The organism is Afipia sp. OHSU_II-C1, from assembly GCF_000497575.1.
Lineage (GTDB): Bacteria > Pseudomonadota > Alphaproteobacteria > Rhizobiales > Xanthobacteraceae > Afipia.
Window position 1 is genome coordinate 369,799 of record NZ_APJI01000004.1, and the last position, 13,031, is coordinate 382,829.

12 protein-coding genes are annotated in these 13,031 nt (G+C 61.5%); 7 read left to right on the forward strand and 5 right to left on the reverse strand.

Annotation, left to right across the window (positions count from 1 at the left end):
• The first annotated feature begins 31 nt into the window (after positions 1-31).
• The 3 genes from I554_RS0103830 (at position 32) to I554_RS0103840 (ending at position 4,977) form a co-directional block, all read left to right on the forward strand.
• Positions 32-406, forward strand: coding sequence for a hypothetical protein (locus I554_RS0103830; RefSeq protein ID WP_024577858.1), 375 nt, complete (start codon positions 32-34; stop codon positions 404-406).
• Positions 407-529: 123 nt separating this feature from the next.
• On the forward strand, positions 530-1,723 hold the full coding sequence (locus tag I554_RS0103835) for an efflux RND transporter periplasmic adaptor subunit (protein ID WP_024577857.1): 1,194 nt from the start codon (positions 530-532) through the stop codon (positions 1,721-1,723).
• A gap of 14 nt (positions 1,724-1,737) precedes the next feature.
• A complete protein-coding gene (locus I554_RS0103840; protein WP_024577856.1) occupies positions 1,738-4,977 on the forward strand; it encodes a CusA/CzcA family heavy metal efflux RND transporter in 3,240 nt (1,079 codons plus the stop codon).
• 7 nt (positions 4,978-4,984) lie between these two features.
• Here I554_RS0103840 and I554_RS0103845 read toward each other — a convergent pair whose 3' ends face one another.
• The 5 genes from I554_RS0103845 to I554_RS0103865 all read right to left on the reverse strand — a co-directional run bounded on the left by I554_RS0103845 (position 4,985) and on the right by I554_RS0103865 (position 9,578).
• A complete protein-coding gene (locus I554_RS0103845; protein WP_024577855.1) occupies positions 4,985-5,689 on the reverse strand; it encodes an ABC transporter ATP-binding protein in 705 nt (234 codons plus the stop codon).
• Positions 5,682-6,464, reverse strand: coding sequence for an ABC transporter ATP-binding protein (locus I554_RS0103850; protein ID WP_024577854.1), 783 nt, complete (start codon positions 6,462-6,464; stop codon positions 5,682-5,684). Before I554_RS0103850 ends, I554_RS0103845 begins: the two co-directional genes overlap by 8 nt.
• Positions 6,461-7,408, reverse strand: a complete 948-nt coding sequence (locus I554_RS0103855; protein WP_024577853.1) for a branched-chain amino acid ABC transporter permease — start codon at positions 7,406-7,408, stop codon at positions 6,461-6,463. Before I554_RS0103855 ends, I554_RS0103850 begins: the two co-directional genes overlap by 4 nt.
• A gap of 3 nt (positions 7,409-7,411) precedes the next feature.
• Positions 7,412-8,284, reverse strand: coding sequence for a branched-chain amino acid ABC transporter permease (locus tag I554_RS0103860; RefSeq protein ID WP_024577852.1), 873 nt, complete (start codon positions 8,282-8,284; stop codon positions 7,412-7,414).
• 127 nt (positions 8,285-8,411) lie between these two features.
• Complete coding sequence (locus I554_RS0103865) at positions 8,412-9,578, reverse strand: ABC transporter substrate-binding protein (RefSeq protein WP_024577851.1); 1,167 nt, start codon at positions 9,576-9,578, stop codon at positions 8,412-8,414.
• Between the two features lie 186 nt (positions 9,579-9,764).
• On the opposite strand from I554_RS0103865, the gene paaG reads away from it, so the two are divergent.
• The 4 genes from paaG to I554_RS0103885 are packed head-to-tail and all read left to right on the forward strand — an operon-like array spanning position 9,765 to position 13,016.
• Positions 9,765-10,553 carry a 2-(1,2-epoxy-1,2-dihydrophenyl)acetyl-CoA isomerase PaaG gene (gene paaG, locus I554_RS0103870; protein WP_024577850.1) on the forward strand — a complete coding sequence of 263 codons (789 nt, stop codon included), beginning with the start codon at positions 9,765-9,767 and terminating at the stop codon, positions 10,551-10,553.
• Between the two features lie 2 nt (positions 10,554-10,555).
• On the forward strand, positions 10,556-11,035 hold the full coding sequence (gene paaI, locus I554_RS0103875) for a hydroxyphenylacetyl-CoA thioesterase PaaI (protein WP_024577849.1): 480 nt from the start codon (positions 10,556-10,558) through the stop codon (positions 11,033-11,035).
• A gap of 5 nt (positions 11,036-11,040) precedes the next feature.
• On the forward strand, positions 11,041-12,372 hold the full coding sequence (paaK, locus tag I554_RS0103880; protein WP_024577848.1) for a phenylacetate--CoA ligase PaaK: 1,332 nt from the start codon (positions 11,041-11,043) through the stop codon (positions 12,370-12,372).
• Between the two features lie 8 nt (positions 12,373-12,380).
• Positions 12,381-13,016, forward strand: coding sequence for a TetR/AcrR family transcriptional regulator (locus I554_RS0103885; RefSeq protein WP_024577847.1), 636 nt, complete (start codon positions 12,381-12,383; stop codon positions 13,014-13,016).
• Positions 13,017-13,031 lie beyond the last annotated feature (15 nt).

Genomic DNA, 13,031 nt, shown 5'->3' on the forward strand with positions numbered 1-13,031 from the left:
AAAGGCCCGACAGAGAATCTACTGATACGACATGACCAACGGTGCCAGCATCGACGCAGGATTCAGCAGCGGACAGCGGCGCCGTCTGTCCCTTGTTGTTGCGCTCGTATTGGGCCTGCTCGCGTCATTGTTTCATTGCACGGGCGAATTGAGCGCAGGTGACCTTGCGATTGCCGGTTCTAATGCAACCGTCCTCGCGATGGATTTCGACGGCACGACCCCGACCGATGGGCCGGACCACAAATTGCCCGCTCACTGCGGCCATTGCCTGAGCCATGTAACGGCGCAACCCGCCTTTGCCGTGCTGGTTCCGTCTGACATAGACCATCAGGCACCGCCTGCCGGCCAGGAACAAATGCTGGCGTCCCTCGCCGGCCTGCCCCTTTTCAAACCACCCCGCGCCTGAGCACCAACGCGGCCACCAAGGCCCGTTCGGCATGACCGCAGCCTCATAGCTGCGCGACGGCCTGCTCACATCATTTCTCGGAAATGACGACGGCGCGCGTCGATCGTGCGCGGGAACATACCAATGACCAGTCTGAAACTACTTGCTGCGGCAAGCGCGACATGCGTGATCGCGGCGCTTTGCCCGGCGCTGACCTACGCACACGAGAAGCCGGAGAAACCGGCTGCTCAGGAACAGGCCGTCGAACACGACGATGCCGGTATAAAGCTCACCGAGCGTCAGGTCGCAGCGGGAAACTTTGCTGTTCAGGAAGCGCGCAGCGGACTCCTGAGCAAGCGCATCGTCGTGCCGGGTGCGATCGTGCCGAGCGGCGACCGCATCGCCAAGGTCGCGGTCCGATTGCTCGGCACCGTCGCCGAGGTGCGCAAGCGGCTCGGTGACACCGTGCGCGAGGGCGATGTTCTCGCCATCATCGAAAGCCGGGAGGTGGCCGACGCCAAGAGCCAATACCTTGCGGCGCGCGTTGCCTTCGACCTTCAGGACACCCTGTTCACTCGCTCGAAGAGCCTGTTCGAGTCCAAGGTCAGCAGCGAAAACGACTTCCTGCGCGCGAAGACCGCGTTTGAGGATGTCCGGATCAGGTGCGACGTTGCCCGCCAGAAGCTGTTCGCGCTGGGTCTGACCAGTGACCAGATCGCGGCGTTGCCCCAGCAGCCTGTCGAAAACCTCAGACTGCAGGAACTGCGCGCACCGATGAGCGGCCGGATCGCCGAACGCCGCGTCGACCTCGGATCTCTGGTCGGCCGTGAAGGCCAGGAAAGCGAACTGTTTGTGATCGTGGATTCGAGCGTGGTGTGGGCCGACCTTGCACTTGCATCCGCCGATCTTGCGGCAGTCAGCGAGGGCCAGAAAATCACCATCGGGATCGGCCCTGAGACTGATCCTTTGCCCGCGACCATCATGTTCGTGAGCCCGCTGCTCGACAAGGACACGCGTCTGGCGCGCGTGGTGGCGTCGGTCGATAACCCTGCGCACGTCCTGCGGCCGGGGATGTTTGTGACCGCGGAAATTCCGTTCCAGCAGGTGAAGGCCGACGTGGTGGTGCCGAAAACCGCTGTCCAGAGCGTGGACGGCCAGAGCGCCGTGTTTGTCCGCACATCAACCGGCTTCGAGCCACGCAAGATCGTCACAGGGCGGGAAGACAGCCGGTCGTTCGAAGTGACGTCCGGCCTCGCCGCCGGAGACCCCATCGCCACCTCCAACACCTTCGTCCTGAAGGCCGATCTCGGCCGCGGCGAAGCTTCGCACGCGCATTAGGCCGGACCGCACACATGATCAGTCGCATTCTCGATCTGTCCATCCGGCATCGCTGGATCGTCGTCCTCATCAGCATCGGCTTTGTTGCATGGGGGGCCTGGTCGCTGCTGCATTTGCCCGTCGATGCCGTGCCGGACATCACCAACAAGCAGGTGCAGATCAACACGACCGCTCCCGCGCTTTCGCCGGTGGAAATCGAAAAACAGGTCACATTCCGGATCGAGACCGCGCTGGCCGGGATTGCCGGACTGGAGAGCACCCGTTCCCTGTCACGCAACGGTTTCTCGCAGGTCACCGCGATCTTTCGTGAGAAAACCGACATCTACTTCGCCCGGCAGCAGATCAACGAGCGGCTGATCGAACTACGAGCCAGCCTGCCGCCCGGCGCAGAACCCCGGATGGGACCGGTTTCAACCGGGCTCGGCGAAATCTACATGTGGACGGTTTCGCTCGCCCCGAAAACCGACAGCAGCAACGGCAAGGCCGGCTGGCAGAGCGACGGCACATTTCTGACAGCGGAAGGCGAGCGTCTCAAAACCGATATCGAACGCGGCGCCTATCTGCGCACGGGACAGGACTGGATCATCCGGCCGCAGATCCGAAGCGTTTCGGGTGTCGCCGGTGTCGATGCCATCGGCGGATACATCAAGCAGTATCAGGTGAAGCCCGATCCCGCGAAACTGATCTCGCTCGGGCTGTCGTTCGGCGATGTCGTTCGCGCCATCGAGGCCAACAACATCAGCCGGGGTGCCAGCACCATCGATCGCAACGGCGAAGGAATTGCCGTCCGCGCGGGGGGTCGTCTGGAGAGCCTCACCGATATCGGCGATGTAACGATCATCACACGCGGCGCAGTGCCGGTGAAGGTCCGCGACGTCGCCCAGGTCGCAATCGGCGGCGAAATCCGGACCGGCAGCGCCAGCCGCGACGGAAGCGAAGCCGTGATCGGAACTGCGCTGATGCTCATCGGCAGCAACAGCCGGACCGTCGCCGCCGCAGTCGACGCAAGAATGCAGGATATCCGCCGTAGCCTCCCGGCTGGCGTGACCGTCGAGACCGTTCTGAACCGGACCCAGCTGGTCGATGCAACCGTCACCACGGTCGCGAAGAACCTCGGCGAAGGCGCCCTGCTCGTGATCGCCGTGCTGTTCCTGCTTCTCGGCAACTTCCGCGCCGCGCTGATCACGGCGCTGGTGATCCCGCTTGCCATGCTGATGACCGCGACCGGAATGCTGCAAGGCCGGATCAGCGCCAACCTGATGAGCCTCGGCGCGCTCGATTTCGGTTTGATTGTCGATGGCGCAGTCATCATCACGGAGAACGCCCTGCGGCATCTCGCAGAAAAGCAAACCGAAGCCGGCCGGACACTGACGCTGTCGGAGCGTCTCGCAACGGTGAAGACCGCAGCAGAGGAAATGATCGGACCTACGGTCTACGGCCAGGCGATCATCATCCTGGTCTATGTTCCGCTGCTGACCTTCAGCGGCGTTGAGGGAAAGATGTTCGAGCCGATGGCGTTGACCGTCATCCTTGCGCTCGTGTCAGCTTTCGTTCTTTCCCTCACGTTCGTTCCGGCACTCATCGCCATCGCTGTTACAGGCCGGGTGAAGGAAGCCGATAACCTTGCAGTGCGCCGCCTCAAGTCCTCCTACGCGCCGCTCCTGAAACGCACCATCAACCGGCCCCTCGCCGCCATCGCGACCGGCGTAATTCTGTTTCTGGGCGCGCTGCTGTTGTTTTTCCGCCTCGGTCAGGAATTCATCCCGATCCTGGATGAAAAGAACCTCGCCATGCATGCGCTGCGCATTCCCAGCACCAGCCTCACGCAATCGCAGATAATGCAGTTCGACGTCGAGAAGGTGATCAGCCGGTTTCCGCAGGTGTCTCACGTCTTCTCAAAAACCGGAACGGCCGAGATTGCCTCCGATCCAATGCCGCCCAACGCGTCCGATACTTTCATTATCTTCAAGCCGCAGGACCAATGGCCCGATCCCTCGCTGAGCAAGGCTGCTCTGCTTGACCAGATCGAGGATGCGGTGCGCGAACTGCCCGGCAATAACTACGAATTCACCCAGCCGATCCAGATGCGGTTCAACGAACTGCTGGCGGGGGTGCGCGGCGATCTGGCGATCAAGGTGTTTGGCGATGAGTTCGAGCCGCTGCTGCGTAGCGCGGGGCAGATCGCAAGCATCCTGCAGAAAACCAGGGGCGCTACCGATATCAAGGTTGAGCAAGCCAGCGGCCTCTCCGTGCTGGATATCACCGTCAACAAGGCGGAGATTGCCCGGCGCGGCCTCAGCCTCACCGCCGTTCAGGACGTGGTCGGCACGGCCATCGGCGGACGAAGCGCCGGAGCTGTGTTTGAAGGCGACCGGAGCTTTGAGATCGTGGTCCGCCTGCCGGAAGACATCCGCGGCGATCTCGATGCACTGAAGAACCTGCCGGTGTCGCTCCCGCCGACGGGCCTCACTCCATCGACTGTCCCTCTGGGCCAACTCGCGACGTTCAGGATCAGCGAAGGCCCGAACCAGATCAGCCGCGAAAACGGCAAGCGGCGGGTCGTCATCACCGCCAACGTGCGGGACCGCGATATTGCCGCGGTCGTGAACGACGCCCGGGCACAAATCGAGACTCAAGTGGCGTTGCCGCCCGGCTACTGGCTGTCCTGGGGCGGCCAATTCGAAAATCTTGCAACCGCACGCCAGAGGCTCTCGTTCGTCGTGCCGGGATGCTTCGTCCTGATCTTCCTGCTGCTGATGGGTGCGCTCGGCACCGCGCGGGACGCGCTCATCGTCTTTAGCGCCGTTCCTCTCGCCCTGACCGGCGGTGTTGTTGCGCTTTGGCTACGGGGAATTCCATTCTCCGTTTCCGCCGCGGTTGGATTCATCGCCCTGTCGGGAGTTGCCGTTCTCAATGGGCTGGTGATGCTGACTCGCATCAAGCAACTGATGGCCAGAGGACAGGAGAAAGCCGAGGCGATCTTCGAGGGAGCCCTCACCCGGCTCCGGCCGGTCGCAATGACCGCACTGGTCGCCTCACTCGGCTTTGTGCCGATGGCGCTGGCCACCGGGACCGGCGCGGAAGTGCAAAGGCCGATAGCAACCGTCGTGATTGGCGGTCTCATCAGCGCGACGCTGCTGACGCTGTTCGTCCTGCCGGCACTCTATGTGTTGTTTGGACGTAAGCCAGCGGCTGCTGAGCTAGAGACAACATCAGCCCAAACGCAAACCGGAATCGAACCATTGCGTGGCTAATACTGGCTCAGGCGGCACCGAGATACGCGGCCTTCACCTTCGGGTCCGACAGCAGCGTCGCGCCGTCACCTTCCAGCGCGACTTTGCCGGTCTCCAGCACATAGCCGCGGTCAGCGATCTCAAGCGCAGCGCTGGCATTCTGCTCAACAAGCAGAACGGTCACGCCTTCTTTCCGGAGTGACACGATCGCAGCGAGGATCTGATCCACAAGCGTCGGCGACAGACCGAGCGATGGTTCATCCAGCAGCAGCAGCTTCGGTTTGCCCATCAAGGCGCGGCCGATGGCCAGCATCTGCTGCTGACCGCCGGACAATCCGCCTGCGAGCTGACGGCGCTTTTCGGCGAGGATCGGAAACATGCCGAACACGCGGTCGCGGTCGCTTTCGATGTCCTTGTCCCGGCGCATGTAAGCGCCCAGGCGGAGATTGTCCTCTACGGTCAGCGGTCCGAAAATCTGGCGGCCTTCGGGCGACTGCGTCATGCCGCGCTCGACCCGCCGATGCGGTTTGAGACGATCGATACGCTCTCCCAGAAAACGGATCTCGCCCGCGGTGACCGGCTGAACGCCCGACAGCGCTCGGAGCAGCGTCGTCTTCCCCGCGCCGTTGGAGCCAATCAGCGCGACCACCTCCCCGGCCCGCACGGCAAGATTCACGCCGTGCAACACTTCGATCCGGCCATAGGCGCTGCGGAGATTGGCAACTTCAAGCACGTGCTGCCTCCCTTGCTCCGTGTTTGCCGAGATAGGCCTCAAGCACCGCCGGATTGTCACGCACCTCCTGCGGCTTGCCTTCGGCGATTGGCTTGCCGCGATTCAAAACAAGAATGTGGTTTGAAATCTTCATCACCAGCTTCATGTCGTGCTCGACAAGAACAACCGCGATGCCCTTGGCGGCGACGCGGCGGATAAGCTCCTCGATTTCTTCGGTCTCAACCGCGTTGCAGCCCGCTGCGGGTTCATCGAGCAGCAGCACGCGGGGTTCGGAGGCCAGTGCGCGGGCGATTTCAAGGCGCTTGCACGCGCCGTAGGACAGCGATCCAGCGGGCACATCCGCACTGCTTCGCAATCCCACATCGTCAAGGAAGGTCAACGCGGCATCCCGCGTCTCCGCATTTTGCCGCGTCACCGATGGCAACCTGAACAGATCCGCCAGCAGATTGCAGCGCTCGCGCAGATGACGGCCGACCATGACGTTCTCAGCCGCGGTCATGCGCTGGAATATCTGGAGGTTCTGGAAGGTCCGCGACAGGCCGCGCGTGGCAAGCTTGTCAGGCGTCAGTCCCGTAACATCCTCACCCGACAGTTCGACCTGCCCCTGATCGCGCTCGTAGACGCCGGAGACGATATTGAACAGCGTGGTCTTGCCCGCGCCGTTCGGCCCGATGATCGACAGAATCTGTCCCGGACTGACGGAAAAGCTGACACCGTCGATGGCTTTGACGCCGCCGAACGATATTCCGATATCCTTGGCCGCGAGGATCGTCATGCCTTCGTCCTCTTTGCGAGCACACGGGACAGCGTCGGAACGATGCCGTCGCGCATGAAGATCATCGAGACAATGATGATGAAGCCGAGCAGCAGATGTTCGTATTCCTGAAACACCGTGAGAACCTGCGGCAGGGTAATGAGCACGGCGGCGCCAACGATACTGCCGACGACCGAGCCAAGCCCGCCCAGCACCACCATGGTCACCATTTCCACGGAATGGAGAAACCCGGCCTGATCTGGATTGATGAAACCGTTCATGAGCGCAAGGGCCGAGCCCGCGATCGATGCATACGCGGCGGCAATGACGAACGCCTGCAACTTGAAGCGCGCGACATCGATGCCGGCCACGCGTGCTGCGACTTCGCTGTCATGCAGCGCACGGAAGGCGCGTCCCGTCGGCGTATCGTTCAGATTGAGAGCGATCCATGTTCCCAGAATCAGAAGCCCGCCCGAGACCCAGTACCAGGTGTCCGATCCGCTGACACGCCATCCAAACAGCACCAGTTTCGCCACCGGCATGCCATCCGGGCCGCCAGTCCAGCGGCTCTCCGTGGTGATCACGAGCGCTACGAGCACACCGAGACCAAGCGTTGCGATAGCGAGGTAATGTCCCTTCAGTTTCAGGATCGGGCGACCGACAAGATAGGCCAGCAATGACGAGATGATGCAACCGAGCAGAAGCGCCGCCCATGGCGGTATTCCGAAATGCGCAGGGCCGATGGCAACGGCATAGGCGCCGATGCCGAAGAATCCCGCATGGCCGAGACTGACCTGCCCGGCCGATCCCATCAGCACGTTAAGACCGATCGCTGCAAGCGCTGACACCCAGACCAGCGACGCCACGCGGAAATAGTAGCTCGACGGAAATATCAGCGGCAGCACCGCGACGAGGATCGCGAGTGCGATCAGGACCAGATAGCGATGGCCGATCTTCTGCAACACCGCTCAGACCCTTTCCACGGTCCGCCGGCCGAACAGGCCTTGCGGCATGGCGAACAGCACAAGCAGAATGACGATGAAGGCGAACGCGTCCTTGTAGGTCGAACTGATGTAGCCGACCCCAAAAGCCTCCAGCAGGCCGAGCAACAGCCCGCCCGCGACCGCACCGAGCGGGTTGCCCATGCCGCCCAGCATGGCGGCGGCAAATCCCTTCAGCGCGAGCATCGTGCCGACATCGTAGCTCGTGAGCGTGATCGGCGTGATGAGAATGCCGGCGACCGCGCCTATCGCAGCCGATCCGCCGAAAGCCAGCGCCATCACGGTTGCGGTGTTGATGCCGACAAGTCGCGCCGCCAGCCGGTTCGCAGCCGTTGCGAGCACGGCCTTGCCGAGGACGGTCCGCTCCAGAAATACGTACAGCAGGATCACAATTGCTGCCGTACCGCCGAGCACCCAGAAGCTCTGCGGCTGAACAGTCGCACCGAGCAGATGGACCGGCGTGTCGCCGGAGATGCTGGGCAGCTTGTGAAACTGTTTGTCGAACAGGATTTGCGCCGCGCCGCGCAGCAGGATCGACGCGCCGATGGTGATGATGATCAGCGTGACCGGCGAGGCATCGCGCGCAGGCTCGATCGCGAGCCAATACAGCAGAAGGCCGACGATGATGGAAACGACCACCGCAAGCAGTGCGGCAAGCGGAAGCGGAACACCGGCGGCGGTGGCGAACACCGTCACCATTCCGCCCAGCATCACGAACTCGCCCTGGGCAAAATTGACGACGTCGGAGGCGTTGTAGACCAGCGTGAAGCCGAGAGCGACCAGAGCGTAGACCGCGCCCACGGTCAGTCCGGAAATGAGAAACTGGACGAACTCCGGCATACCGGCTCCACGAGCAATGATGGCAGCCGATGGCTGCCGTTCCCGGCGAAAACGAATAAATTCAGACAGAGAATAAGCTCCCGGATGGATCGGACCGAAACGTCCGGGAGCGTCTGTATCGGCTTGCTTATGCGCCGGGCTTGATCAGGGTCCAGTCGCCGCCCTTGATTTCCAGCATACGGAACGCCGAGAGATCGAGGCCGAGATGATCCGTCGGCGTCATGTTGACGATGCCGCCGGTGCCGACGAAGCCCTTGGTCTTTTCGATTTCATCGCGGATCTTCTTCGGATCATTCGAACCCGCGCGCTTCATGGCTTCGACGAGGATGTACAGGCCGTCATAGGCATGGCCGCCGAAGGTCGAGACCGGGCTCTTCGCGGTGTCCTCGTACGTCTTCTTGTAGTCGACAACGACCTTCTTCTGCGGATCGCTGTCCGGCAGCTTGTCGCCAACCAGCAACGCCGCCGCCGGCAAGCGGATGCCTTCAGCCGCAGCGCCTGCGAGCTCGATGAAGCTCTTGGAGGCCACGCCATGGCTCTGATAGAGCGGCGTCGCGGTCATGCCGAGCTGCGCGTAGTTACGGGTCACGATCGCCGGTCCCTGCCCGAAGCCAGGATTGACGATCGCCTGAACGCCGGGGGTGTTCTTGATCTTGGTGAGCTGTCCGGTCATGTCGCTGTCGCGCGGACCGTAGCTTTCCTCGGTGACGATCTTGATGTCGTAGTTCGGCGCGACCTTGGTGCACTGGGCCTTCATCGACGCGCCGAAGCCGTCGGTACCCGAGATCATCGCGATGTTGGTGAGCTTGCGCTGCTTCAGGTTTTCGAAGATCTTTTCGCACGCCATCTTGTCGGTGTGCGGCGTCTTGAAGACGTATTTGCGGACCGGATCGATGATTTCGACCGCGCCGCCAAATGAAATGAACGGAACCTGGGCTTCCTCGAACACGGGAATCATCGCCATGGTCGTGCCGGTTGTGGAACCGCCCGCCATCGCGACAACCTTGTCGTCTTCGATCAGACGGGTCGCGAAAGTACGCGCCTTGCTGGCGTCGCCGCCGTCATCATAAACGATGAGTTCGACCTTCTTGCCGTTGATGCCGCCGGCCGCGTTGATCTTGTCGACATACATCCGCAGCGTCTTGTCCTCAGGTTCTCCGAGAAACGACGCCGGGCCCGTGACAGATAGAACGGAACCGATCTTCACGGTCTGCTGCGCATCCGCGGCGCCGCTGAACGTCAAACCGGCAACGCCGGCCGCCAACAAGAATCCCAATGCTGATGCTGGTTTCACAGTTCCCTCCCTGAGTGATGGGCGCTCGATTTTTTGAGAGCTTGCCCGGCATGTTTCCAACCACAGAGCGACAATAGTTTCAAGTGCAACTATCATCGCTTCTAGCCATCAATATAATTGACCGAACGGTTGGTCAATAGTAATCTGCCCGCCAATGGCTGACCAAGAAGCCAACGGGAGAACTGTGTGAACAACGATCTGATCTTGACCGAGGTCCGCGACGGATATCGTGTCATCACGCTCAACAGGCCCGACAGCCTCAACTCGTTCAACCAGAGTGTGCACACAGCGTTGAACGCGGCTTTGAATGATGCCGAGGCTGATACGAAATGTCGCGCGTTGATCCTGACCGGCTCCGGACGCGGATTTTGCGCGGGACAGGATTTGTCCGAAGTTGAATTCAAGCCAGGACAAAAGCCGGATCTCACTGTCACCCTCGATAAGAACTACAATCCCCTCATCCGCAGATTGCGAAAGTTTCCGCTGCCGATCGTCTGTGCGGTCAATGGCGTCGCCGCTGGCGGCGGGGCCAACATTGCCTTTGCCTGCGACATCGTTCTCGCGGCGCGCTCGGCCAAATTCATCCAGGCATTCTCTAAGATCGCGCTGGTCCCGGATTGCGGCGGCACATGGTTTCTGCCGCGCCTTGCGGGCAACGCGCGTGCGCGAGCACTGGCCATGCTGGCTGAACCGGTATCCGCCGAGCAGGCCGAAGCCTGGGGCATGATCTGGAAGACCATCGACGATGCCAATCTGATGACAGAGGCATATCGTCTCGCAGCCCATCTCGCCAAACAGCCCACGGGCGCCCTCGCCCTGACCAAACAGGCGCTCGACGCATCCGAAACCAACACGCTTGCGCAGCAGCTGGATCTCGAACGCGATCTTCAGGGTCGGGCCGGGCGCGGATCGGATTTCGCTGAAGGCGTGAGCGCGTTTCTGGAAAAGCGTGCGCCTAATTTCACGGGAAGCTAATGATGGATGCACACGCCAACGCCTCAGACCCATATGCCATCGCCGAAGCCTGCGCAAAGGCCATGTGGCTCGATGATCGGGCGAGCAAGGGACTTGGGATGAACCTTCAACGGGTCGCCCCCGGCGAAGCAGTTATCTCGATGACGGTCCGCAAGGATATGACGAACGGCCACGGCATTTGTCACGGCGGCTTCATCTTCACCCTTGCGGATTCGACGTTCGCATTTGCCTGCAACACGTACGACCAGCGCACCGTCGCGCAGCAATGCGCGGTGACGTTTCTTCAGGCGGTTCATGAAGGCGAGACGCTAACAGCACACGCGGTTGAACGCAGCCGCGCCGGACGTGGCGGCATCTATGACGTGACGGTACGCGACAGCCGCAACGTGGTGGTTGCGGAATTTCGCGGGCATTCACGAACGATTTCAGGCCACCTGCTCGCGGACGGCACTCAACAAGAAACCAGGCAAGACCAGGAGTGAGACCATTGCTTCAGATTCCGCTGCGTAAGCTCGATCGGCTCACACCCGAACCCACCGCGCTTGATCCTCATGAAGTCGCGTCCCGCGACGAGATTCGCGCGCTTCAGCGCGAGCGTCTGGCATGGTCGTTGCGGCACGCTTACGAGAATGTGCCGCACTATCGCGCCAAATTCGACGCTGCGGGTGTCCGTCCGGATTCGTTCAAGAACCTTGAGGACCTCGCGAAGTTTCCGTTCACGATCAAGACCGACCTGCGCGACAACTACCCCTTCGGAATGTTCGCCGTCCCTGAAACCAAGGTCGCGCGCATCCACGCCTCGTCCGGCACGACCGGAAAGCCCACAGTTGTCGGATACACCAAGCGCGATATCGACACGTGGAGCGACGTGGTCGCGCGCTCGATCCGTGCCGCAGGCGGCCGCCCTGGCATGAAGGTCCATATCGCCTATGGATATGGCCTGTTCACCGGCGGCCTTGGCGCGCATTACGGCGCGGAGCGCCTCGGCTGCACCGTCATTCCCATCTCCGGCGGCATGACCGAGCGTCAGGTTCAGCTCATCAACGATTTCAAGCCCGAAGTCATCATGGTGACGCCCTCGTACATGCTGGCGATCCTCGATGAATTCAGGAAACAGGGCCTCGATCCACGCAAGTCATCGTTGCGCATCGGCATTTTCGGTGCCGAGCCGTGGACCAACGCGATGCGCGAGGAAATCGAGGAAGCATTCGACCTGCACGCCGTCGACATCTATGGCCTGTCCGAGGTGATGGGACCCGGCGTCGCCAGCGAATGCGTTGAGACGAAGGACGGACTCCACATCTGGGAAGACCATTTCTATCCCGAAGTCATCAATCCGGTGACCGGCGAAGTGCTGCCCGACGGCGAGAAAGGCGAACTGGTCTTCACATCGCTGACCAAGGAAGCCATGCCCGTGATCCGTTACCGGACGCGTGACCTGACGCGATTGCTGCCGGGGACGGCGCGCTCGCTGCGGCGCATGGAGAAAGTCACCGGCCGCTCCGACGACATGATGATCGTTCGCGGCGTCAACGTGTTTCCCACCCAGATTGAGGAAAAGCTGCTCGCCATTCACGATCTGTCGCTGCATTACCAGCTTGTTCTCACCCGGGACGGCCGCATGGATAATATCGAAATCCAGGTCGAAGCGCGGCCGGATGCGAGTTTTCCCGCGAGGGAAGCAGCGACGAAGCAGTTGGCTTTGTCGGTCAAAGACACCATCGGCATTACCGCGCTTGTCACCGTGCTCGATCCCGGAAGCATCGAGCGTTCGGTCGGCAAGGCCAAGCGTGTCATTGACAAGCGGCCAAAGGAATAAAACGTCTCATGGCACGCAGCCGCGCCAACGATTACGACGACAAACGACAGGCGATCCTGGATCGCTCCGCAGAGCTTTTCTCGGCGCACGGTTACGACCGTGCCTCGATGAACAAGATCGCGGAAGCCTGCGGCGTGTCCAAGGCCAATCTCTATCATTACTACAAGGACAAGGAAGGACTGCTGTTCGACGTCATTCGCTTTCATCTCGAGGAGCTGCTGGAGGTGGTCGAGACCGCGGATGATCCCGCTGCGGCGCCGGAGGTGAGATTGCGCGGCCTGATTGCCGCGCTGCTGGAAGCCTACCGGGATGCCGATTCACAGCACAACGTCCAGATCAGCAGCATGCGGTTTCTCCCTGCGGAGCGACAGGCCAAGCTCAAGGCCATGGAGCGCGACCTCGTTCGAATTTTTTCCGCCGCTGTAGCCGGTGTCGCGCCTCATCTCAAAGGCACGAAGATACTCACGCCGGTTACGATGTCGCTGTTCGGCATGGTGAACTGGCACTACCTCTGGTTCAAAAGCACAGGTTCGGTCAGCCGCGACGAGTATGCAGACATTGTCACCAGGCTAATCTCCGACGGAGCGCGCAATGTGCTCAAGCCGCCCGCCAAGACATCGAAGCGCAACGCGGCGGCTGAATAGGCCGATTGTTCACCC

Coding starts and splice junctions, on each gene's coding strand:
- I554_RS0103830 (WP_024577858.1), top strand. CDS start 32: ATGACCAACGGTGCCAGCATCGACGCAGGATTCAGCAGCGGACAGCGG.
- I554_RS0103835 (WP_024577857.1), top strand. CDS start 530: ATGACCAGTCTGAAACTACTTGCTGCGGCAAGCGCGACATGCGTGATC.
- I554_RS0103840 (WP_024577856.1), top strand. CDS start 1,738: ATGATCAGTCGCATTCTCGATCTGTCCATCCGGCATCGCTGGATCGTC.
- I554_RS0103850 (WP_024577854.1), bottom strand. CDS start 6,464: ATGACGATCCTCGCGGCCAAGGATATCGGAATATCGTTCGGCGGCGTC.
- I554_RS0103860 (WP_024577852.1), bottom strand. CDS start 8,284: ATGCCGGAGTTCGTCCAGTTTCTCATTTCCGGACTGACCGTGGGCGCG.
- paaI (WP_024577849.1), top strand. CDS start 10,556: ATGGATGCACACGCCAACGCCTCAGACCCATATGCCATCGCCGAAGCC.
- I554_RS0103885 (WP_024577847.1), top strand. CDS start 12,381: ATGGCACGCAGCCGCGCCAACGATTACGACGACAAACGACAGGCGATC.